General features: G+C 44.8%; 21 protein-coding genes, 5 tRNA genes and 1 other RNA gene. 11 read left to right on the top strand and 16 right to left on the bottom strand.

What is annotated here, in order from left to right; genetic code table 11:
• Positions 1-82: 82 nt before the first annotated feature.
• The 8 genes from FTU03_RS09515 to FTU03_RS09480 form a co-directional block, all read right to left on the bottom strand.
• The gene (locus tag FTU03_RS09515) at positions 83-1036 is read right to left on the bottom strand and encodes a ribose-phosphate pyrophosphokinase (protein WP_004784839.1); all 954 of its coding nucleotides are present in this window, start codon (positions 1034-1036) and stop codon (positions 83-85) included.
• Between the two features lie 36 nt (positions 1037-1072).
• Positions 1073-1147 (bottom strand) — tRNA-Gln (locus FTU03_RS09510).
• A 91-nt stretch (positions 1148-1238) separates the two neighbouring features.
• A tRNA-Gln gene (locus tag FTU03_RS09505) sits at positions 1239-1313 on the bottom strand.
• 20 nt (positions 1314-1333) lie between these two features.
• Positions 1334-1408: transfer RNA gene (locus tag FTU03_RS09500), tRNA-Gln, on the bottom strand.
• A gap of 26 nt (positions 1409-1434) precedes the next feature.
• Positions 1435-1509 (bottom strand) — tRNA-Gln (locus FTU03_RS09495).
• Complete coding sequence (gene ispE, locus FTU03_RS09490; RefSeq protein ID WP_179992820.1) at positions 1508-2338, bottom strand: 4-(cytidine 5'-diphospho)-2-C-methyl-D-erythritol kinase; 831 nt, start codon at positions 2336-2338, stop codon at positions 1508-1510. Before ispE ends, FTU03_RS09495 begins: the two co-directional genes overlap by 2 nt.
• Positions 2339-2359: 21 nt before the next feature.
• The gene (gene lolB / locus FTU03_RS09485; RefSeq protein ID WP_179992819.1) at positions 2360-2938 is read right to left on the bottom strand and encodes a lipoprotein insertase outer membrane protein LolB; all 579 of its coding nucleotides are present in this window, start codon (positions 2936-2938) and stop codon (positions 2360-2362) included.
• A 16-nt stretch (positions 2939-2954) separates the two neighbouring features.
• Complete coding sequence (locus tag FTU03_RS09480) at positions 2955-4658, bottom strand: tetratricopeptide repeat protein (protein WP_166137843.1); 1704 nt, start codon at positions 4656-4658, stop codon at positions 2955-2957.
• Between the two features lie 78 nt (positions 4659-4736).
• Between FTU03_RS09480 and hemA the strand changes: the two genes are divergently transcribed.
• Entirely contained in the window at positions 4737-6020 is a 1284-nt protein-coding gene (hemA, locus tag FTU03_RS09475; protein WP_179992818.1) for a glutamyl-tRNA reductase, read from the top strand.
• A 71-nt stretch (positions 6021-6091) separates the two neighbouring features.
• Here the strand turns inward: hemA and FTU03_RS09470 are convergent, their stop codons facing one another.
• Both FTU03_RS09470 and FTU03_RS09465 read right to left on the bottom strand, forming a co-directional pair.
• Positions 6092-7996, bottom strand: a complete 1905-nt coding sequence (locus tag FTU03_RS09470) for a DNA primase (RefSeq protein ID WP_179992817.1) — start codon at positions 7994-7996, stop codon at positions 6092-6094.
• 196 nt (positions 7997-8192) lie between these two features.
• Positions 8193-9185 (bottom strand): outer membrane protein assembly factor BamD, encoded by a 993-nt coding sequence (locus FTU03_RS09465; RefSeq protein WP_179992816.1) that lies wholly within the window; start codon positions 9183-9185, stop codon positions 8193-8195.
• Between the two features lie 71 nt (positions 9186-9256).
• Here FTU03_RS09465 and rluD point away from each other — a divergent pair, with 71 nt between their 5' ends.
• From rluD to FTU03_RS09450, 3 genes are read left to right on the top strand one after another with little or no spacing between them, the layout of a single operon-like run.
• On the top strand, positions 9257-10309 hold the full coding sequence (gene rluD / locus FTU03_RS09460) for a 23S rRNA pseudouridine(1911/1915/1917) synthase RluD (RefSeq protein ID WP_004784827.1): 1053 nt from the start codon (positions 9257-9259) through the stop codon (positions 10307-10309).
• A 41-nt stretch (positions 10310-10350) separates the two neighbouring features.
• Positions 10351-11091, top strand: coding sequence for a peptidoglycan editing factor PgeF (gene pgeF / locus FTU03_RS09455; protein WP_179992815.1), 741 nt, complete (start codon positions 10351-10353; stop codon positions 11089-11091).
• Between the two features lie 40 nt (positions 11092-11131).
• Positions 11132-11692, top strand: a complete 561-nt coding sequence (locus FTU03_RS09450) for a flavodoxin family protein (RefSeq protein ID WP_159123468.1) — start codon at positions 11132-11134, stop codon at positions 11690-11692.
• 52 nt (positions 11693-11744) lie between these two features.
• On the opposite strand, the gene smpB is transcribed toward FTU03_RS09450, so the two are convergent.
• Positions 11745-12221, bottom strand: a complete 477-nt coding sequence (gene smpB, locus FTU03_RS09445; RefSeq protein ID WP_004784822.1) for an SsrA-binding protein SmpB — start codon at positions 12219-12221, stop codon at positions 11745-11747.
• Between the two features lie 138 nt (positions 12222-12359).
• Between smpB and coaD the strand changes: the two genes are divergently transcribed.
• The 5 genes from coaD (at position 12360) to FTU03_RS09420 (ending at position 14514) form a co-directional block, all read left to right on the top strand.
• Positions 12360-12851 (top strand): pantetheine-phosphate adenylyltransferase, encoded by a 492-nt coding sequence (gene coaD / locus FTU03_RS09440; RefSeq protein WP_004784820.1) that lies wholly within the window; start codon positions 12360-12362, stop codon positions 12849-12851.
• Position 12852: 1 nt separating this feature from the next.
• Positions 12853-13116: a YfhL family 4Fe-4S dicluster ferredoxin gene (locus FTU03_RS09435; RefSeq protein WP_034581081.1), complete on the top strand. Its 264-nt coding sequence runs from the start codon at positions 12853-12855 to the stop codon at positions 13114-13116.
• A gap of 26 nt (positions 13117-13142) precedes the next feature.
• Positions 13143-13520, top strand: an RNA gene (gene rnpB / locus FTU03_RS09430) — RNase P RNA component class A.
• 72 nt (positions 13521-13592) lie between these two features.
• Positions 13593-13669, top strand: a tRNA-Met gene (locus FTU03_RS09425).
• 53 nt (positions 13670-13722) lie between these two features.
• Complete coding sequence (locus FTU03_RS09420) at positions 13723-14514, top strand: hypothetical protein (RefSeq protein ID WP_227607397.1); 792 nt, start codon at positions 13723-13725, stop codon at positions 14512-14514.
• Here the strand turns inward: FTU03_RS09420 and FTU03_RS09415 are convergent.
• Together FTU03_RS09415 and FTU03_RS09410 are read right to left on the bottom strand one after the other, a co-directional pair.
• Entirely contained in the window at positions 14498-15124 is a 627-nt protein-coding gene (locus tag FTU03_RS09415; RefSeq protein WP_179992814.1) for a CatB-related O-acetyltransferase, read from the bottom strand. The two genes, FTU03_RS09420 and FTU03_RS09415, sit on opposite strands and share 17 nt — an antisense overlap.
• Positions 15125-15222: 98 nt before the next feature.
• On the bottom strand, positions 15223-15627 hold the full coding sequence (locus tag FTU03_RS09410; RefSeq protein WP_179992813.1) for a RidA family protein: 405 nt from the start codon (positions 15625-15627) through the stop codon (positions 15223-15225).
• A 139-nt stretch (positions 15628-15766) separates the two neighbouring features.
• Here FTU03_RS09410 and FTU03_RS09405 point away from each other — a divergent pair, with 139 nt between their 5' ends.
• Complete coding sequence (locus FTU03_RS09405) at positions 15767-16348, top strand: TetR/AcrR family transcriptional regulator (protein WP_179992812.1); 582 nt, start codon at positions 15767-15769, stop codon at positions 16346-16348.
• A 77-nt stretch (positions 16349-16425) separates the two neighbouring features.
• Here FTU03_RS09405 and greA read toward each other — a convergent pair whose 3' ends face one another.
• The 3 genes from greA to carA form a co-directional block, all read right to left on the bottom strand.
• On the bottom strand, positions 16426-16902 hold the full coding sequence (gene greA, locus FTU03_RS09400) for a transcription elongation factor GreA (protein ID WP_005236827.1): 477 nt from the start codon (positions 16900-16902) through the stop codon (positions 16426-16428).
• Between the two features lie 85 nt (positions 16903-16987).
• Positions 16988-20218, bottom strand: coding sequence for a carbamoyl-phosphate synthase large subunit (gene carB, locus FTU03_RS09395; protein ID WP_159123473.1), 3231 nt, complete (start codon positions 20216-20218; stop codon positions 16988-16990).
• Between the two features lie 13 nt (positions 20219-20231).
• Positions 20232-21371 (bottom strand): glutamine-hydrolyzing carbamoyl-phosphate synthase small subunit, encoded by a 1140-nt coding sequence (gene carA, locus FTU03_RS09390; RefSeq protein WP_179992811.1) that lies wholly within the window; start codon positions 21369-21371, stop codon positions 20232-20234.
• A gap of 310 nt (positions 21372-21681) precedes the next feature.
• On the opposite strand from carA, the gene FTU03_RS09385 reads away from it, so the two are divergent.
• Positions 21682-22170, top strand: coding sequence for a hypothetical protein (locus FTU03_RS09385; RefSeq protein WP_004784804.1), 489 nt, complete (start codon positions 21682-21684; stop codon positions 22168-22170).
• Positions 22171-22210 lie beyond the last annotated feature (40 nt).

Raw genomic sequence — 22210 nt, 5'->3', positions numbered from 1 at the left:
GTTTTAAATGAACCGGACCTGCGACCGATCCGGTGATAGAAAGCCCCGCCAAATGGCAGGGCTTTGGAAATTCAGCGCACTATTATAGATAAGAATCGAACATTGCGCTAATAGATTCTTCGTTGTTGATACGACGAATTGTTTCAGCAACCATGCTTGCAACTGAAACCTGGCGAATCTTGCCAAGAGCTAAAGCTTCTTCTGAAAGAGGGATGGTGTCAGTAACTACCAACTCATCGATCACAGAATTTTTCAGATTTTCAAGTGCTTTACCAGATAATACTGGGTGAGTCGCGTAAGCAACTACTTTGCGGGCACCGAAAGTTTTCAACGCATCAGCAGCTTTACAAAGCGTACCAGCAGTATCCACCATGTCATCAACGATCACACAGTCACGATCTTTCACATCACCAATCAAATGCATCACTTGTGATTCATTCGCTTTTTGACGACGTTTATCGATGATCGCCAGGTCGATATCACCCATCTGTTTCGCAACAGCACGAGCACGAACTACACCACCTACGTCAGGAGAAACAACCATCAGGTTATGATGCTGTTGTTGGCGTAAGTCAGCAAGTAGGGCTGGCGTACCGTAGATGTTGTCTACAGGAATATCGAAGAAACCTTGGATCTGGTCAGCGTGAAGATCAATCATCACCACACGGTCAATACCTACAGTGGTCAGCATATCTGCAACAACTTTTGCAGTAATCGGCACACGGCTTGAACGGGGACGACGGTCTTGACGGGCATAACCGAAGTAAGGAATCACGGCAGTAATACGACCAGCACTTGCACGGCGTAACGCGTCAGCCATGACCAGGATTTCCATCAGGTTATCGTTGGTCGGTGCACAAGTAGGTTGTACGATGAATACGTCTTTACCACGAACATTTTCAGTGATCTCAACAGCGATTTCGCCATCAGAGAACTGGCCTACAGAGGCAGCGCCTAGAGGAATATGTAAGTGACTTACGACTTTTTGAGCGAATTGTGGATGCGCGGTTCCACTAAAAACGACAAGATTGGGCATGAAGCACCCTTGGCGGTTGGTATGTATGGAAGTAGATGGCAGGGGTAGCTGGATTCGAACCAACGGATGCCGAGATCAAAACCCGGTGCCTTACCACTTGGCGATACCCCTAATGCGGCAGAACTTTAATATTTTTGCGGTATTGTGTCAAGGTAAATTAACAGTCTTACAGCAAATGATGTTCTGTCTTTTTTCGAGAAAATGGCAGGGGCGGCTGGATTCGAACCAACGGATGCCGAGATCAAAACCCGGTGCCTTACCACTTGGCGACGCCCCTAGATTTGATGAACTGTAAGATGGCAGGGGTAGCTGGATTCGAACCAACGGATGCCGGGATCAAAACCCGGTGCCTTACCACTTGGCGATACCCCTAATACAGTACATCTACAGGTGAATAATGGCAGGGGTAGCTGGATTCGAACCAACGGATGCCGAGATCAAAACCCGGTGCCTTACCACTTGGCGATACCCCTATTGAACCTTGAAATGATGTAATGGCGATTCTTGCAGACTGTTCACCAGGTAAGATTTACATGGTGCATTCTCAAGAATGTCGGTCACATTCATATCATCAGTCACTTCGATAAAAACACAAGCACCTGTACCTGTAAGCTTTGCAACACCGAATTGATCGAGATATTGCATTGCCTCATCGACTTCTGGATATAGGCTTCGTGCCACTGGCTCAAAGTTATTTCCGAAATCAGATGGCTTTATCTGATAGGCGCAAAATTTAGAGGGCTTCGTGTCTCTTGTCAACGTTTTTTGTGAAAAAAGCTGTTGAGTGCTGATAAAACAGTCAGGTTTTAACACAATGAACTGTTTTTGATCTAAGTCTATGAATGTTAAGTGTTCACCAATACCTTCAGCCCAGGCATTGCGACCATGAACAAAAATAGGCACATCCGCGCCCAGCTTGACGCCGAGCTCTGCCAGTTGCTCAGAATTTAAGCCACAATGCCATAACTGATTCAGCACAATCAAGGTCGTTGCTGCATTGGATGAGCCACCACCAAGACCTGCACCCATGGGAATATTCTTCTCTAGTCGAATGATCAGACCAGAAGGCGTTTTGGCATAAGGCTGCAAAATCTGCGCTGCACGATAGATGAGATTCTGTTCCAAATCGACTGAGGCTAGACCTTCAATCTGAATCTGCTGATCATCTGTTTGCTCAAACTCTAGCCAGTCACACAAATCTATCAACTGAAAGATACTTTGCAGCTCGTGATAACTATCCGGACGGCGACCGGTGATATGGAGAAACAAATTCAGTTTTGCAGGTGCGGGAACACGAATCATCATAAGCTTGCGTCAGACCAGTTAACGGTTTTGAATCACCATTGTAATACGGTTTTCACCCCCATTCTCAAGTGACTGCTTTAAAATCAAGCGGTTTGGAACAGTTGCCTGCTGGTTATAACTCAGATCTACCGTCCAGCCTTGTTCAATAATCTGGCTGATACGCTGTGAGCTGTCTTTCTGGATCTGGGCAGATTGTGTCGCAGGACGTGCCTGTACCCAATCAACTAAATGACTAATCGGGGCTTGCCAGCCGGTTGCACGTTGCAATAGCTCTTCTGCCGTTGCTGCCTTGATCAGGCCGGTTTTGGCACTATTCAACGTCACCTGACCAGGAGTACCTGAAATCTGGGTTTTTCCGGCACCTAAGATACCAGTCAGTTCAATATCAAACTCTTCCTGCTGCTGCACCCAGGTAAAAAAGGCACTGCCGCTTTGCTGAGGTGTACGTACCCCGATTTTACCTTGCAGCTGGAACTGGTTTTCAGCCTGTACCGATGGCGTGACAGGCGCTTTTTGCTGCACCATCTGCTGACAACCACTCATGAACAGGGCAGTAGAAGCAATGAAACAGCAGCCTAAAGTACTTATGTTGCGCATAAAAGAATGGACTCGTTCAGGATTGTGGTGCTAACAATAGCGAATTAAGTTGGTTTAATTCTGGGTCATTTGGATGGTTTTGTTGTAATTGTTGTAACACTTGATGGAATTGTTGTAGATCGCCTTTCATATAAAGCGAACGTGCATAACGGACGCCAATTTTTGCACTTGGATTCAGTTCATAGGCTTTAAGCAAGACTTGGGCAGCCGTGGTAAAGTCATTTTGCAAGTAACAGATATAGCCATAGGTATCCAGAATAGAAGCCTGTTCTGGTGCGTATTCCAGTGCCTGTTCAGCATAGCGCCGTGCTTCATCCAGACGGCGATTTTGACGGGCCAGCGTATAGGCATAAGCATTCAGATAGGTTGGACTATTCGGCTCGATTTTAAGCAGGGTTTTTAACAGCTGATCCAGTTGATCACGATCTTCATGTGGATCTAGCAATAAAACTTGAGCATAGACCAGTTCCGGATCATCCGGCAGGTTTTTGCTGGCTTCTTCCAGAATTCGGATCGCTGCGTTCTTATTGTTCATGCGTTTCAGAATATCCGCTTGAGCCAGATACAGGAAACTGGCATGTTGCGGATAATTGACCCGTTCCTGAGTCAGAAAGCGCAGTGCATCATGCAGTTTATCCTGCTCGGCAAAGATAGCAATGATATTGCGTCGTGAGACCGTATACAGGCTGCCATCCACCAGGCGGTAATACGCCTTGGCGGTTTCATAATGCTGTTTGCGTTCTGCATTGACTGCCAGATAGTAATAGGCTTCATTCTGGTACTGAGCCGAATAACGGAGCTCAACCAGGTATTTTTCGGCCCGTTCATATTGCTGCAGGTCAATACTGGTCAGACCGGCAATAAACAGTGCTTCTTCGTGTTGTGGTGATTTTTTCAGGATCGTTTCTAGTTTCTGTAAGGCCTTTTCAGCTTCATTTAGCTTGATCAGGTATTTAACCTCAGCCAGACGTATATCCATGTTATTGCGATGTTTGCGACTGGCTTTCTCGTACCATTTCAGCGTTTCCGCATCATCACCCAATGCCGCCAACAGATTGGCTTTCATCAGGATATAACCAGTCGACTTTGGACGTTTTTTTAAGGCGCGGTTGATGGTATTGAGAGCCTGTTCTAGCTGACCTTTTTGTGCTTCCAGACCGGCGACCAGCACCAGAATCGAAGGATTGTCTTTGGCTTTGCTAGTACTTAGAGCCTGAATTAAATATTCACGGTCATCCGGCTCATCCGGGGCAATCCCGGCCAGAATTTCTTCCAGATCGGCGTTATCATCAATTTTCAGGATCTTTTCCAGCGTTTCTGCCGCCAGTTCGTACTCATGCGCTTTTAAGGCAATATGCGCCAGATAGAATAATGCCGGCACATCCTGTGGTTCTTGAACGACCCAGTGGGTAGAAATATCTAACGCTGCATTCAGGTCTTCATGTTCGAGGGCGATATTGAGTGCGCGCTGTTTAACCGCGGTGGAATTGCTTTTAATGGCCAGCACAGTATAGTTGTGTAAAGCGTTTGGAATATCGCGATAGGCGAGTGCGAACTCGGCTATCATACTTTGTTTTATCGCATCATAATTTTGATTTGCATGGTAAACTGCTTCTGCTGCATAAAGATGAGCAGTTGAAGCCATGCTAACCACCAGCAAGAATGTGGTAGAATATTGCTTAATGGTAGGGCCGTTTATACGGCTAGTTGTTAGACGCAATTTTTCTTTATCCAAGTAATGCTTTTTATGACACCGATGTTGCACAATAGCATAAATTTAGTGAAATGATGACCTGATATGTCTTTCTTTGCATTGGGTGTCAACCATCAAACTGCCTCTGTAGAGCTGCGCGAAAAGATTGCTTTTAACCCTGAAAAGTTAAGCATTTTACTTGCCGAGCAAAGCCAGCACCCTGTACTGAATGATATGGTGGTGGTGTCTACATGTAACCGGACCGAAGTTTACGCGATGTCGGACAATGTCGACATGGTGCTGAACTGGCTCGCCCAGACCAATGGTATTGATCCCAAGCAATTACAGAATCATGTTTATCGTTATGAGAATGCGCAAGCCGTCACGCATCTGATGCGTGTCGCCAGTGGTCTCGACTCCCTGATGCTTGGTGAACCGCAGATTCTGGGACAGGTCAAAACCGCACTCTCTCTTGCCAAAGAATCTAAAACCGTTTCGCAAAACCTGAATCGTATCTTTGAATATGCCTTTTATGCGGCCAAGCGTGTGCGCTCGGAAACAGCAGTCGGCAGTCATGCAGTATCGATGGGCTATGCAGTTGCACAATTAGCATTGCAAGTATTTAGCCGGCCTGAGCAGTTAACTGTAATGGTCGTGGCAGCCGGGGAAATGAACAGTCTGGTGGCCAAACATCTGGCAGAAATGGGCGTCAGAAAAATCATTATCTGTAACCGGACTCGTGCTCGTGCAGAGAATCTGGCGCAGGAAATTGCCCACCGTGCAGAAGTCGAGATTATTGATTTTGATCAGTTGGCAGCAAACTTGCATCGTGCAGATGTGATTTCCAGTTGTACCGGTAGTTTGCATCAAGTCATTCACTATCCGGATGTCAAAGCTGCTTTAAAGAAGCGCCGTTACCAGCAAATGCTGTTGGTCGATCTGGCTGTACCGCGTGATATTGATCCAAAAGTTGAAAAGCTGGATGGAGTTTATCTCTATGGCGTGGACGATCTGCAAAGCGTGATTGATGAAAACCTGGCGCAGCGTCGTCAGGCAGCGGTCGAAGCGGAAGTGATGGTTAATCAACTGGCGACTGAGTTGATCACCCAGCAGAAGGTGAGTGAGGCGGGTAGTACGATTCATGCCTATCGGGATTATGGGGAAAGCTTACGTCAGGAGGAACTGGCAACCGCTATGCAACGCATCGCTAAAGGTGAAAATGCTGAAACAATATTAGCCGAATTTTCGCATCGTTTGACTCAAAAACTTCTGCATCCGACCTCAATCATGCTGCGTGAAGCTGCCAAAGCTGAAGATCCAAGCTATTTTGAAATGCTACAGAACAGTTTGCAGGACGTGGTTCAGCATCGCCGTAAGGTTAAACATTAAGATGATGTCGGGATAACTTTCCGATATTTAAAAGGCGTTTAAAATAAACGCCTTTTTTATTTTCATGATTTTTAATCTTCGAGTAAGGTCATGGAACGTTTTTTATCAATTTCATAAATCCGCATCTTGAGATTTTTCATCTCCGCGATGCTACTAAACTTTTTCGATTTTAATTTGTGTTGTAGACACTGATATTGCAGCTTGATCGAGAAGTCTGCCGCCAGTTTGTCTGCCTGCTCAGGAGAAGAGGTGTAATCACTGACATTGGCATGTTGCAGGATATGCTGTAACTTATGATGATGTGCAGCACAGGCACCGAGTACATAATAGGTCGACAATTCCGGATCATCCGGCAATTCATCAAAAATCACATTAAATATATTCAGGATCTTGAACAACAGCTGATCTTCACTGACCAGTGCGCGTAATGGTTCAAAATGAATATACAGATATGGATGATTCAACAGAATCGCAATGACATACTCTTCGGCATCAATTTTGGTGCTAAAGCTTAGAGAGGCGTCATTATTGACTTTGGGTTGCCATTTGCGGCTAAAACCGAGTTTTTCCCGAAAGAACTGCTGTAGTAGATAACGGAATGAGCCAGCTTTTGGCAATAATTCAGTTAATTGACGCAGCTCACCCATGACCTGACTTTTACCTTCAGGCGTTGCAATGTCGTGATTCTGGGTGAGATGGGCAAAGACAAAGTCAGAGAGCAGCGGTGCCTGATCCAGCAGACGGCGGAAATTTTCAATGCCTTCACGACGAATCAAGGAGTCTGGGTCATGGTCATTCGGCAGGACAAAGAATTTTAGCTCACGCCCATCGTTCAGTAAGGGTAGAGCAATTTCCAGAGTACGGCGTGCCGCTTTTTGTCCAGCCGCATCACCATCAAAAGCAATGGTAATCCGGTTATTCTGCTTGAACAGAATATTTAGGTGATCAGTATTACTTGCTGTTCCCAAAGTAGCCACTGCACCATGAATGCCATATTGCTGCAAGGCAATGACATCCATATAGCCTTCCACCATCAGCCAGTCTTGAGCTTTCTGCTTGCGACCTTCATACAGGCCATACAATAACTGGTTTTTATGGAAAACTTCTGAATCTGGTGAGTTGATGTATTTCGGTTTGATCTCGTCATTCAGTGCACGACCACCAAAACCGACCACACGGCCTTTACTATCCCGAATCGGAAAAATAACCCGATCACGGAGCAGGTCAAAATCCCGACCACTATCGCTAGTACGAATCAGACCTAAAAGTTTGAGACCTTCAATATCCTGTGGAAAGGCTTTTTCCAGATGTTGCCAGTCTTCCGGTGCATAACCGAGTCGCCAGTAGGCAATCGTTTCTGAGGTCAGACCACGCTGTTTAAAATATTGCTGGGCACTTGGACTGTTGGGTAGTTGACGCTCATAAAACTGCGCGATATTTTCCAGCAGGTCGTATAAGTTGCCATCTGCTTGTGCTTCTGCTGCAGGCATTTGCTCAAAAGCAGCAAAAGGGTCATCCGTATAAAATTCAGCTTCAGGTGCCTGAATTTCAGCAAATGGATCAAAATAAGCAGGTTGTTCAGGCGTCGGATTTGTAGATGTATCCGCAGTTTTTGCTGGTGGTACAGTGACCGGTTTCGGTTTGGCTTCGCGTTTGTATTTTAAGCGGTTGGAATCTTTATTATCTTTAGGCAGTTCAATTCCGGTCTGGCTGGACAGGTCTTTCATCACTTCAATGAAATTGCGGCTGCCAATATCCATTAAAAAGCGGATGGCATTACCATTGGCCTGACAGCCAAAGCAGTGGAAATACTGCTTGTCACGGTAGACGTGAAAAGAAGGCGATTTTTCCTGATGGAAAGGGCAACAGCCCGAATAAGTACGGCCAGTTTTTTTTAGTTTCACGTATTGACCAATCACATCGACAATATCGGTGCGATCGAGAATCTGATCAATCGTATGCTGAGGAATGGCCATGGTTTGCTAAGCTTCTCGTGCTGCGTTATTTAGGTGTTAAATCATTGAAAATTAAGAGTAGGATGATTCATCCAACGCTATAAATGAATTAATTGGTATAACCTGTTTGCACAATTTGTTCAAGCATTGCTCAGAAAATGCAAAAGGGCAAGTATGATAACTTGCCCTTGAGGAAATTGCACCTTCGAGAGTCGGCTTATTCAGCAATCGGTTCAGGTAGCTCAGTTTCATTAGTTTTAGGACGATCGAGTAAACCAAACGTCATGCGATTGGTCAGACTGCGTTTTTCTGACTGGTCTTCAGATGATTGGCTAGACGTATCGGTCACGGTTTTGGCTTCTTTACCGAAAATACCCAAAGTCGCACGGTTGAAGAAACTGCCTTCACTACGTGCTGCACGCAGGTTCACAGTACCATCAGCATTCACCAGACCTGGATAGTTCAGTTTCAGTACTTCGATATATTGCTGTGCTGTGGCTTTATCACCTAGTTTGTCATAGCCATAAGCAACAGTTGCCAGTGCTTCTGGAATCTGTGGCGTTTGTGGGTAATGTTCAATCACCCATAAGCCACGTTCAACAGCAGCCAGATATGCTTTACGCTTGATATTAAAGCGAGCCGCATTCATTTCGCTTTCTGCCAGTTCCTGACCGATAAACTTCATACGCTGTGCAGCATCAACCGCATAGGTGCTTGATGGGTAGCGGCGAATGAAATCGACAAAATTCTGGTAAGCCACTTTCAGGTAGCTCACATCACGGTGCGACTGTTTTAGTGAGGTATAACGCAGCAGGCCATTATAGTTCTGCTCCATATTCGCTACGCCACGAACATAGTAAGCATAGTCGACATTTGGATGTTGCGGATTCAGACGGATAAAGCGTTCTGCCAGTGCAATAGCACCTTCATAATCTTTTTGCTGGAATTTGACATACAGCAGTTCCAGTTGCGCCTGCGGTGCATACTGGCTGGTTGGATAATAGGTTTCCAGTGCTTCGAGCTGTTTTGCTGCATCAGTATATTGTTTGCGATCTAGCGCGTTCTGTGCTTTTTGGATATAAACCTGTTCGCTAGATTCTGGACCTTTGTCCACGACTTCTTTTTTTGGATTACTGCTACAGCCTACCATTGCCGATGCAATGCCTAACGTCACAGCAAGCATTGTCATTTTATAATGTGGTAGCGACATAAAAATTCCTCTGTTAATACGGGCAATGAGCTACAATTGCACTATTAAACCACTTTTGTCTGAATGAGCAAATGAGTCAAGCACAATCTTCCAATTCTAATATCCCTGATACTGATTTCAATTTACTTGAAGATTCTGAGGATGCAGATAACCATACTTCAGACGCAACTGCAACACGTTTATCGTTGCAATTTCAATTGGATGAAAGTTATATCGGGCAACGTATCGACCAGATTGCGGCCATGGTCTGGAGCGATTTTTCTCGAGAAAAGCTCAAGCAATGGATCAAAGACGGCAATTTATTAGTGAATGGTCAACCAGTTAAGCCGAAATTTAAAAGTGACGGCTTTGAAACCCTGACTTTAAACGTTGAACTGGAGGCACAAACCCGTAGCCTGCCTGAAGATATTCCACTGGATATCGTCTATGAAGATGATGACATCATTGTCATTAACAAACCAGTGGGCATGGTGGTACATCCGGGTGCAGGCAATATGACTGGTACACTGGTCAATGCCTTGCTGCATCATTATCCGAAATCTTCTGAACTGGCGCGTGCAGGTTTAGTACACCGGATTGATAAAGACACCAGTGGTCTATTGGTTGTTGCTAAAAATCTGGAAGCGCAGTTTGCGCTTAGCAAGCAGCTTGAGAAAAAGACCGTCTACCGTGTGTATGACCTGATCGTATATGGCAACATCATTGCCGGCGGTACCATTGATGAACCGATTAAACGTCATCCAGTGGATCGTGTGAAAATGGCAGTCCTGCCAGGCGGTAAGGAAGCGGTGACGCACTACAATGTGAAAGAACGCTTCCAGCATTTCACCCGTATTCAGGCACGTCTGGAAACCGGTCGTACGCACCAGATTCGTGTGCACTTTAGCTACCTGGGCTATGGTCTGGTGGGTGATCAGGTCTATATGCCACGTGTGCGTATGCCAGCCGGTGCTTCGCAATTGCTGGATGACACCTTGCGTGGTTTTAAACGTCAGGCACTGCATGCAGCGACTCTAGGCCTGAAACATCCACGTACCAAAGAAGAAATGACCTTTAATGCGCCGTGGCCAGAAGACTTCGCCAATCTGGTTGAAGTGCTGCGTAGCGAAAACAAGGCCTATTAATTTTTCATTCTATTAGCAGTCATTAAAAAAAGGGAAGCGACATGCAATTTGTACAAGGTTTGCCTCAAGGTGTTTATGTAGGTCAGACCCGTGTTTATCATGAACAGGTACAGCCATCAGCCCAGCCAGAGCTAGCGGGCTTTAACCTAGCTTTGCATGTCAATGATGATGCTGCACGTGTACAGAAGCATCGCATCCAGCTGTTGAAAGACTTCCAGCCTTTTGGTGTGGACAAAATTACCTGGATGACACAGACGCATAGCACCATTTGTCATACCATCAATGAGCAGATGCCTTTCGAGGCATTGGTCGGCGATGGCCTGGTCACACAGCGCAAGGCCCATGCCTTGATGATGATGACGGCAGACTGCTTACCTGTGGTACTGGGTAATGCTGAAGGCACTGAAGTAGCCAATCTGCATGCGGGTTGGCGTGGGCTGGCAGGCGGTATCGTTGAAAATACCATTGCCGCGATGCAATCCAAGCCTACCTGGGCGTGGCTCGGTGTAGCGATCAGCCAGCCTTGTTTTGAAATTGGCTCAGAAGTAAAAGAAGCTTTCTGTTCCAAATATCCTGAACTGGACAGTGCATTTCAGGCAGGGGAACAGGCCGGAAAATACTATGCGGATCTGTATGCGATTGCGCGTTACATCTTACAGCAGCAGGGTGTTGAGACTGTTTTAGGTGGCGATCAGTGTTCATATCGTCAGGCGGATGAATACTTTTCCTATCGCCGTGAAGCCAAAACCGGACGCATGGCAACATTCGTGTTTATGGCATGAAAATGTTAAACTTGATTGAAATTCTTGGTTTTTGATTGTTATGTCCCTATCTTCCCAATCTGTTGCGATTGTTTATCACAGTCCTTATGGACACACGGCTAAAGTGGCAAACTTCATTGCCGAAGGCGCACAAAAAACTGGTGTCCAGGTGCATATGATGAATGTGGAACAGGTGGATTGGGAGGTGTTGGACGCTGCCGATGCAATTGTATTTGGCTGTCCGACCTATATGGGTAGTCTGACTTCTGCCATGAAGTTATTTATGGAGCAGTCGTCCAAGCGCTGGCTGGCACGTAGCTGGCAAGGCAAGCTGGCAGCAGCCTTTACCAATGGTGGTGGCTTAAGTGGGGACAAGCTGGCTGTCTTGCAGCAGATTAATCTGTTTGCGATGCAACATGGCATGTTGTGGTCAGGTCTACCGTTAATGCCGACAGGTCGTGCCACTACCGATCTGAATCGTATGTCGAGCTTTCTGGGTCTCATGACCCAATCTGATAATGCGCCTGTTGAAGTGACACCACCGGAAGGGGATTTACAAACCGCGATCTGGTTTGGTGAATATATTGCCTTGACACTGGCCCGTCTGAATCTGAAAGCCTAATTCGATCCATAAAAAAAACCTCCATCAATTGGAGGTTTTTTTATTGCTGGCATTATTTATGGAAAATACGCGCTTTATCACGTTGCCAGTCACGGTCTTTTTCAGATGCACGTTTATCATGTAACTGTTTACCTTTTACCAACGCAATTTCCAGCTTGGCATGTGGGCCTTTCCAGTAACAGGCCAGTGGTACACAGGAATAACCTTTCTGGTTGATCGCGCCCATGAGTTTTTCAATTTCACGGCGTTTCAGCAGCAGTTTACGGGTACGCGTCGCTTCAGGGACAACATGGGTAGATGCACTCAGTAAAGGCTGAATCTGTGCGCCGAACAGGAAGGCTTCACCATTTTTAAAGGTGATATAGCTCTCCACAATACTCATACGACCGGCACGCAGGGATTTTACTTCCCAGCCTTGCAAGGAAAGTCCAGCTTCAAATTTTTCTTCAATAAAATAATCGTGACGGGCACGTTTGTTCAGAGCAATCGTTCCGCCGTTATTTTTTTTAACTACAGTTGCTTTCGCCATAATCAGACACTTCCAAAGTTGTAGCTATTGTACCGTAACTTTTATTGAGTTGAAGTGTTTAAATTGATGGAGTTTCTTCACTAAAAAATGAAGATTTTGTTAAAATGGAAACTTACACAATAAACAGAGTACAAATGGATGACTAAAACTCGTGTAATTTATCCGGGAACTTTTGATCCGATCACCAATGGCCATATTGATTTGGTGACCCGCGCAGCAAAGATGTTTGATGAAGTTGTAGTTGCAATTGCAATCGGACATCACAAAAACCCGGTATTTAGTCTGGAAGAACGAGTTGAACTGGCCCAAACGTCATTAAGCCATTTGAACAATGTTGAATTTGTAGGATTTGATGGCCTGCTGGTGAACTTCTTCCGCGAGCAGAATGCTACAGCGGTATTACGTGGTTTACGTGCAGTGTCCGATTTTGAGTATGAATTCCAGCTGGCCAACATGAACCGTCAACTGGATTCTCATTTTGAAGCGGTATTTTTAACCCCTTCAGAGCAATATTCTTTTATTTCATCCACATTGGTGCGTGAAATTGCTCGTTTAAGAGGTGATGTGACCAAGTTTGTTCCGCCAAACGTGGTTGAAGCCTTCGAGCGTAAACTTCAGCAAGGTTGGTAGAGTGTCTTTATATATCACCGATGAATGTATCAATTGTGATGTCTGTGAACCTGTCTGTCCGAATGAGGCAATTTTTATGGGTGACGTCATCTATGAAATTAACCCGGACTTATGTACAGAATGCGTCGGACATCACGACAAACCACAGTGCCAGTTATTTTGTCCTGTGGACTGTATCCCGCTTGATCCGAACCATGCCGAGACCCGTGAGGAGCTTCAGGCCAAGTATGAAAAACTGACTGCTCAAAAAACATCAAGCAATTAGTCGCCAGATTTGGTACTATGCGGCTCGAAGTGAGCCAGACGATCGCTGCTGTGGAGATCTCCGTGATTGAAGCAGGGGAGGAAAGTCCGGGCTTCATAGGGCAAGGTGCCAGGTAACGCCTGGGCGGCGTGAGCCGACGGAAAGTGCAGCAGAGAGTAGACCGCCTTCATTATGGTTCTGAGCAATCGGAATCGGAGGTAAGGGTGAAAGGGTGCGGTAAGAGCGCACCGCATGGCTGGTAACAGTTCATGGCATGGTAAACCCCACCGGAAGCAAGACCAAATAGGGATCCTTTAGGCATGGCCCATGCTGGATCCGGGTAGGTCGCTTGAGCGTATGAGTGATTGTACGCCTAGAGGAATGATCGTTCTCGACAGAACCCGGCTTATCGGCTCACTTCACCAAATTTTGATCAATCAGCACAATATGGGCTTGACGTTCTAAACAGAAAAACCCATAATGCGCGCACAGTTTAAGGCTATGTAGCTCAGTTGGTTAGAGCACCGCACTCATAATGCGGGGGTCACAAGTTCAAGTCTCGTCATAGCCACCATATTCTGAAAAACCCACTCCGATTGAGTGGGTTTTTTTTATGGCTGATGTTTTGTGGCTTCATTGGTTAAAAATCTAAAAAGCCTTACAATAGTTAAAATAAAACAAATAACAAGAATATGTATGATGATTAAAAATTTAATGCTATCAACTCTGATTTTCTTTATTGCTTTACCTGTTTTTGCTGCAGATTCAATTAAGTCACTTCCTTTTAAAGAAAAAAGTATTTCCAAAGCAGAAATACGATCAATTTGTCAGAAAATAAAACTTAGTTGTGATGAGAGTGGTGCAAAACTTTGGGTAGTTAAAATTGCTGAAGCTGAAAAATATTATTTAATTAATGAAAATTTACAAATGATTCAGCTTTCAAAACATCTTGGAAAGTATCAAATCGTTGATTATTGGGATCTAACCAGGTATCAACAGGTTTATGCGCTTGAAGAGGATAAGAGTGGTATAGAATTTATATATCCTGCCTTATACCCACTCTATCGGCATAGTTATGCTATTGCCTTAATTCATGGCTGGGTTTCAAATGATGCAGGTGAACAGAATGCACAGTTTATTCAATTACTTCCAAAAGGAAAGACAAAACTGGTCTTCGAGCATTTACCTTTTTACGAATACCAGAATCGACTTTCCTGCTACAAAGATATGAAAGATAAAAAGAATAATTATTGTGATGATCAGAAGGAGACCGTACTTAAGATCAGCTATAGAGATGTAGGATTGGCTTATTATGAATGGCGTTTAAGTTATTTGAATATAAACTGGCTTAAGAATAATAAAATCGACGAATATAAACAGCGGAGTTTGGCGTTAATCCCTTTTATTCAAGCGCAGTAAAGGCATGTAGCAGTGATCTAACATCATCCGTTTGCAACTGCTCACGCATTTTTAAAAACTGCTTTTCATCTAAGTCATAGAGCTTTAGAGAAAGTAGTTTCTTAATATCTTCTTCAGGGAAGCGATATTTAATAATTTTCGCAGGCACGCCACCTACAATCGCATAAGGTGGAACGTCTTTTGTGACGACAGCACCTGTTGCCACCACAGCACCTTCACCGAGCTTTACACCTTGCATAATCATGGCACGTGAGCCAATCCAGCAACCATCGCCAATGACTGTGTCGCCAGCAGGAACAAAACTGCGTGTATCGAACGGAAACGCTGAGATCCAATCCGTACGGTGTAACTGGTTACCACCCATCATAATTACGCATTCTGCGCCAAAGCAGACGAAATTGCCGATATAGAGCTGATCGATCGGCTTCTCTGGTGTGGCTGGCTTGTCATGCAGATAACGCACCACACAACGCTCGAAACCTTGGTCCCAATAGGCTGAGTAATAACTGTAATTGCCCTTAATATGAATATTCGGATTCTTCACGGTTTTGGAGATGAATTCGAACTCGCACCAATGGTTCACAGGGGAATTAATCAGTTTTTCAGCCATAACCAAAATACAAAAATAAGGAATACGCCATTATAGCGAATTGGTCTCTAAGCTGGAGAACAATCCCATTCAATAACTGGCCTGATCAGGGTTAAGTTTTACATGGCCTTAGCGGATTGAGGAATACGCGCAATGACTTTGATTTCGAAGTCAAAACCTGCCAGCCAGGTCACCCCCACAGCTGTCCAATTCGGATAGGGCCTTTGCGTAAAAATCTCGTTTTTAACTTTCATAATACTCTCAAATTGCTGTTCAGGATCGGTGTGAAAGGTGGTGACATCGACAATATCATCGAAAGTACAGCCAGCTGCTGCCAATGTAGCAGCCAAGTTTTCAAAGGCTTGTTCTACCTGTTTCTCAAAGTCAGGTTCAGGACTACCATCTTCACGACTACCAACCTGACCAGAAACAAATAATAAATCTTCTGATTTGATGGCAGCAGAATAACCATGCTGTTCATACAAAGCATGGCGATGTTGGGGAAATATTGCAGTTCTAGTCATGATAATCCTCGCTCAATATTTAATTTATACGTATTTTAGAAAGCAGTTCAAATTTTAACATACGCATCGTATGTAAACATAATTGACATACGATGCGTATGTCAATTAAAATTTTTCACAATGCTGATGGAAACAACATATGTCTGTACGTGAACAAAAAATGGCGGAAACCCGCAAAAAACTCATAGAAGTCGCACGTCGTGCATTTGCTGAATACGGTTATGCGGACACTTCCATGGATAAGCTCACGGCAGAAGCAGGGCTAACCCGGGGTGCGCTATACCATCATTTTGGTGATAAAAAGGGCTTATTTGCTGCCGTGGTCGATCAGATTGATTCAGAAATGGCTGAATATGCCGGGCAACATCTGGAGCAGCCTGATGATCTATGGGAGGGATTGATGCTTGAAGGGCGTACCTATATCGAACATGCTTTAAATGCTGAGTTCCAACGGATTGTGCTACGTGATGGTCCGGCAGTATTAGGGGACCCCGCACATTGGCCAAGTCAAAATAAATGCCTGCAGTCGACACGTGAATGCGTAGAACAGTTACTGGTTGAAGGTAGATTAAAACCAGTTGATGCACTTGCTGCGGCAGTCTTGCTAAATGGTGCAGCAATGAATGCAGCACTATGGGTCGCTTCTAGTGAGGATCCTGCACAGGTCTTACCTCAGGCTTTACAGGCATTTGAAGCCTTGGCATCTGGCTTCTTAAAATAAAATCGATGGGAATTTCTAGGCTCAATAAAAAACCCCTCATCTGAGGGGTCTTACAGCCTAAAATATCTAGTTAAAAATTAGATATATTCAACGCTTACAATTTCGTATTCGACTTCACCTTGTGGTGTCACGATTTTCACATCGTCGCCTTCGTTTTTACCCAGCAGGCCACGCGCGATCGGAGAGTTCACAGAGATCTTGTTGATCTTAAAGTCTGCTTCATCATCACCTACGATTTTGTAAGTTTTGCGTTCTTCAGTGTCTAGATTCTCAATAGTCACAGTGACACCAAAAACTACACGACCGTTTTGCTCCAGTTCTTTAACATCAATCACCTGGCAAGCGCCCAGTTTACCTTCGATGTCCTGAATACGGCCTTCACAGAAACCTTGCTGCTCACGCGCAGCATGATATTCCGCGTTTTCTTTTAAATCCCCATGCTCACGTGCCTCTGCAATCGCTGCAGTAATACGTGGACGATCCACAGTTTTCAGTTGGTGTAATTCTTTCTCTAAGGCAAGTTTGCCTTCGGGAGTCATAGGATAACGTTGCATAGTTGTCCCTCAGTAATAAAAATGAAAGTCTATAAATGAAAAAAAGCCCGCCACCGAGAAGGTGACGGGACTTCTCAGTAACGAATTAACCTACTGTTAAATCTTGCAAACGATATACATCCATTGGCAATTTAATTGCTAAAGCTTGGCATACAGCATCAGCACCATTCAGGGTAGTGGTATGGTATACCTTACCTTGAAGCGCAGAGCGACGGATCGAGAATGAATCCTGCTGAGCTTGTTTACCTTCAGTGGTATTGATAATGAGGTGAATTTCACCATTTTTCAAGCGGTCTACAATGTTTGGACGGCCTTCGGTTACTTTATTTACACGTTCACATTCAATACCTGCAGCTTTAATTACATCGTATGTGCCGCCAGTCGCAAGAATCTTGAAGCCAAAGTCAGCAAGCTGTTTTGCAATACCTACCGCACGTGGTTTATCAGAATCGCGTACAGAGATGAATGCATGCTTCACTTCGCCTTCAGTTGGCAGACCTGGTAAACGATCGTTAGAGCCTAGAACAGCTTTGTAGAACGCTTCACCAAATGTTTTACCAACGCCCATTACTTCGCCTGTTGATTTCATCTCAGGGCCAAGGATCGGGTCAACACCAGGGAATTTGTTGAATGGGAATACTGCTTCTTTCACAGAGAAGTGAGCAGGGATAATCTCTTTGGTAAAGCCTTGAGACTCAAGAGATTGGCCAGCCATACAACGTGCAGCTACTTTTGCTAAAGATTCACCGATACATTTAGAAACGAACGGAACCGTACGAGAAGCACGAGGGTTCACTTCCAGAATGTAAACATCATCACCTTTAACTGCAAACTGAACGTTCATCAAGCCTACAACGCCAAGCTCTTTAGCCATAGCGATGGTTTGACGACGCATTTCGTTTTGCACGTCTTCAGACAATGAATATGGAGGAATCGAACATGCAGAGTCACCAGAGTGAATACCGGCTTGTTCAATGTGCTGCATAATACCGCCGATCACCACGTCTTTACCGTCAGATACGCAGTCCACGTCAACTTCGATGGCATCGTCAAGGAAGTGATCCAGAAGAACAGGCGCTTCATTCGATGCTTGTACAGCATCACGTAAGTAGCGTTTTAATTCTTCGTCGTTATACACGATTTCCATCGCACGACCACCGAGTACGTATGAAGGACGTACAACCAGTGGATAACCCACTTTAGCTGCTTCTGCCATACCTTCTTCAGCAGATTTTACGATGCTGTTATTAGGTTGACGAAGTTGCAGACGTTGAATCATTTGTTGGAAACGTTCACGGTCTTCTGCACGGTCAATCGCATCTGGAGATGTACCGATAATTGGCGCACCAGCTTCTTCCAAAGCACGAGCCAGTTTCAGTGGAGTCTGACCGCCGTACTGAACGATAATACCTTTCGGCTTTTCAGTACGTACGATTTCAAGAACGTCTTCAAGTGTAATCGGTTCGAAGTACAGACGATCAGACGTGTCATAGTCAGTTGAAACCGTTTCAGGGTTACAGTTCACCATGATGGTTTCATAACCGTCATCACGCATTGCCAGGGCAGCATGTACACAGCAGTAATCGAATTCGATACCTTGACCAATACGGTTAGGACCGCCACCAATCACCATGATTTTGTCACGGTTAGACGGATTAGATTCACACTCTTCATCGTAAGTTGAGTACATGTACGCTGTATCAGATTCAAACTCTGCTGCACATGTATCCACACGTTTGTAGACTGGAGTGACGCCCAGGTTCCAACGGTGCTTACGGAATTGTTTTTGTGAAATACCCATCAGGTTGGCAATACGGTGGTCAGATAAACCTTTACGTTTAAATGAACGGATATTGTCAGCGTTAAGATCACCAAAACCTAAAGATTTGATTTGTTCTTCAGTTTTAACGATGTCTTCGATCTGGATCAGGAACCAGCGGTCGATGTTGGTTGCCGCAAATACTTCATCAAGCGTGAAACCGTGACGGAATGCATCAGCCACATACCAGATACGTTCTGGACCTGGAACTTTAAGTTCTTGAAGAATCTTTTCGCGCGCACCTTCAGTACCCACTTCGATTTTTTCATCAAAACCAGTTGCACCAACTTCAAGACCGCGAAGTGCTTTGTTCACAGACTCCTGGAAGTTACGACCAATCGCCATCACTTCACCTACAGATTTCATCTGTGTAGTTAGTGTCGCATCAGCTTGCGGGAATTTTTCGAAGTTGAAACGTGGAATCTTGGTAACAACGTAGTCAATTGCTGGTTCGAACGATGCTGGAGTTGTACCGCCAGTGATGTCGTTTTTCAGCTCATCAAGGGTATAACCAACAGCCAGTTTCGCTGCGATTTTCGCAATCGGGAAACCAGTCGCTTTAGATGCCAGTGCAGATGAACGCGATACACGTGGGTTCATCTCGATGATTACCATACGACCATCTTTCGGGTTAATACCGAACTGAACGTTAGAACCACCCGTTTCAACACCGATTTCACGAAGAACTGCTAAAGATGCATTACGCATCAACTGGTATTCTTTATCAGTCAGTGTTTGTGCAGGCGCAACAGTGATCGAGTCACCGGTGTGTACGCCCATTGGGTCAAAGTTTTCGATCGCACATACAATGATACAGTTGTCGTTTTTGTCACGAACAACTTCCATCTCGTACTCTTTCCAGCCAATCAATGATTCATCGATCAATAATTGGTGAGTAGGAGAGAGGTCGAAACCGCGTTCACAGATTTCCAGGAATTCTTCACGGTTGTAAGCAATACCACCGCCTGAACCACCCATCGTAAATGATGGACGGATAATCACAGGGAAACCGAAGCGCGCTTGAATCTCAAGTGCTTCTTCCATTGATTCAGCAATAGCCGCTTTTGGACATTCCAGACCAATTTTACGCATTGCTTCGTCAAACAGTTTACGGTCTTCTGCTTTTTCGATCGCTTCTTTGGTCGCGCCGATCAGTTCAACGTTGTATTTTTCAAGAATACCGTTGGCATCCAGTGCAAGGGCACAGTTCAGTGCAGTCTGGCCACCCATCGTCGGAAGCACAGCATCTGGACGTTCTTTTTCAATGATTGCTGCAACAGTCTGCCAGGTAATCGGTTCGATATACGTCGCATCTGCCATTGCAGGGTCGGTCATAATGGTCGCTGGGTTAGAGTTCACCAGAATAACGCGGTAGCCTTCTTCACGAAGCGCTTTACATGCTTGAGCACCTGAGTAGTCAAACTCACATGCTTGACCGATGACGATCGGACCAGCACCAATGATCAAGATGCTTTTAATGTCAGTACGTTTAGCCATGATGCTTCCTTAATTACTTCTTAGATGCTTCGATAAGTTCGATGAAATGATCGAACAATGGTGCGCAGTCATGTGGACCAGGGCTTGCTTCAGGGTGACCCTGGAAGCTGAACGCAGGTTTGTCTGTACGATGAATACCTTGGTTCGTACCATCAAACAGTGAGCGATGAGTCACACACAATACCGCAGGCAAGGTGCTTTCATCCACTGCGAAGCCGTGGTTTTGAGAAGTAATCATCACTGTACCAGTTTCGATGTTCTGTACAGGATGGTTAGCGCCATGGTGACCGTGCGGCATTTTTACCGTTTTAGCACCCGATGCAAGAGCAAGAATCTGGTGACCTAAGCAGATACCAAATACTGGAATTTCAGTTGTTTCAACAATTGTTTTTACAGCTTCAATTGCGTAGTCACATGCAGCTGGATCGCCAGGACCATTTGACAGGAATACGCCATCTGGATTTAACGCAAGTACTTTTTCAGCAGGAGTTTGTGCAGGCACCACAGTCAATTTACAGCCGCGGTCTGCGAGCATACGCAAGATGTTGGTTTTGACACCGTAGTCGTATGCAACCACATGGAATTTAAGTTCAGGTTGAGTAAAGCCTTTGCCAAGTGCCCATGAGCCTTCAGTCCATTCGAAACCGGTCGGATCACAGCATTCTTTCGCAAGGTCTAAACCACTTAAACCACCGAATGCACGTGCTTTTTCGACTGCTTCTTCTTCAGTGATGTTTTCACCCGCAAGGATACAACCGTTTTGTGCACCTTTATCACGCAAAATTCGAGTTAATCGTCGCGTGTCGATGTCAGCAATGGCAACTACATTGTGCTGTTTTAAATAATCACCGAGTGATTGATTCGCACGGAAGTTACTATGTAGTAAAGGAAGGTCACGGATAATTAAACCGTTTGCCCATACTTTATGAATACGACCTGATTCAGCGTCTTCTTCGTTGCAACCTGTGTTACCGATATGTGGGTAAGTCAGCGTTACAAGCTGCTGTGCATAACTAGGATCAGTCAAAATTTCTTGATAGCCAGTCATGGCAGTGTTGAAAACGACTTCACCAGTCGTACAACCCGATGCGCCAATTGAAGTACCTTTAAAGATAGTTCCGTCGGCAAGGGCTAAAATTGCTGGGGTGCTCAAACCAAAGCTCCTGAAATTTAGGCTGTAAAAAAGCGAGTAGACGAAAAAAAAGGAAGGTTAATTTTTAAACCTACCCTCCTATGTCTGCTCGCTTGAACTTAACACGGCATTATACGCAGAACCACCCCCCAAGTCCAATAGCTTTACAGCAAAAGTATGAGATAAATGGCTTGCTTTTTGCTTGAAAGTCTGTTTTACGAACAACGTAAAAAAATGTAAGCAATTAAGAATTGTCTAACAAATCAAATCTTAATTTTTATCAAAACTACTAATATGGATGAGTCGTAATATAACTATAGGAATAAGACACATGACTACAGCAGCGAAATCTTCCCAATCCAAGAAAAAGATCAATACCGTGGTTTCAGAAACGACTGAACAGCTTGAAAAAGTAGCAGCTGAAGCCAAAGAACAGGTGGTGGAAACCATCGAAGAAAGCAAAGAGAAACTTGAAGTCGAAGCGAAACAGCTGGGTGATACTGTGCAGGAGCAGTTACGTCAGTTGAAACAGGATCTGTTGCAACGGATCGATACTTTGAAAGAGCAGTTATTTGGTTCGCAAAAAGAACTGACTGAATTAACCAGCTTTATCAAAACCGAATTTACTGCAGTCATTGAAGACTTATCCAATATGGGTAAGGAACTGAAAGAAGATGTCAGCCAGATCTCGACCAAACATAAAGAGCATCTGACTGGTACATTCAAGCGCTCAAAAGACAGTACCATTGAAGTTCTAAAAAAGGTCAAACCCATGGTAAAAGCTGAAAGTTCAGAAAAAAGCCCTGAGCTGAAGAGTTAAGGGAAGACGCTGACTTAAATTGCATGAAAGGAGAACTGGA

Origin of the sequence: Acinetobacter sp. YH12046 (genome assembly GCF_013419905.1) — a bacterium.
In the GTDB taxonomy this organism is placed as follows: Bacteria; Pseudomonadota; Gammaproteobacteria; order Pseudomonadales; family Moraxellaceae; genus Acinetobacter.
Note: the sequence above shows the minus strand (reverse complement) of the source record. Positions and strands in the feature narration are given on the sequence as shown.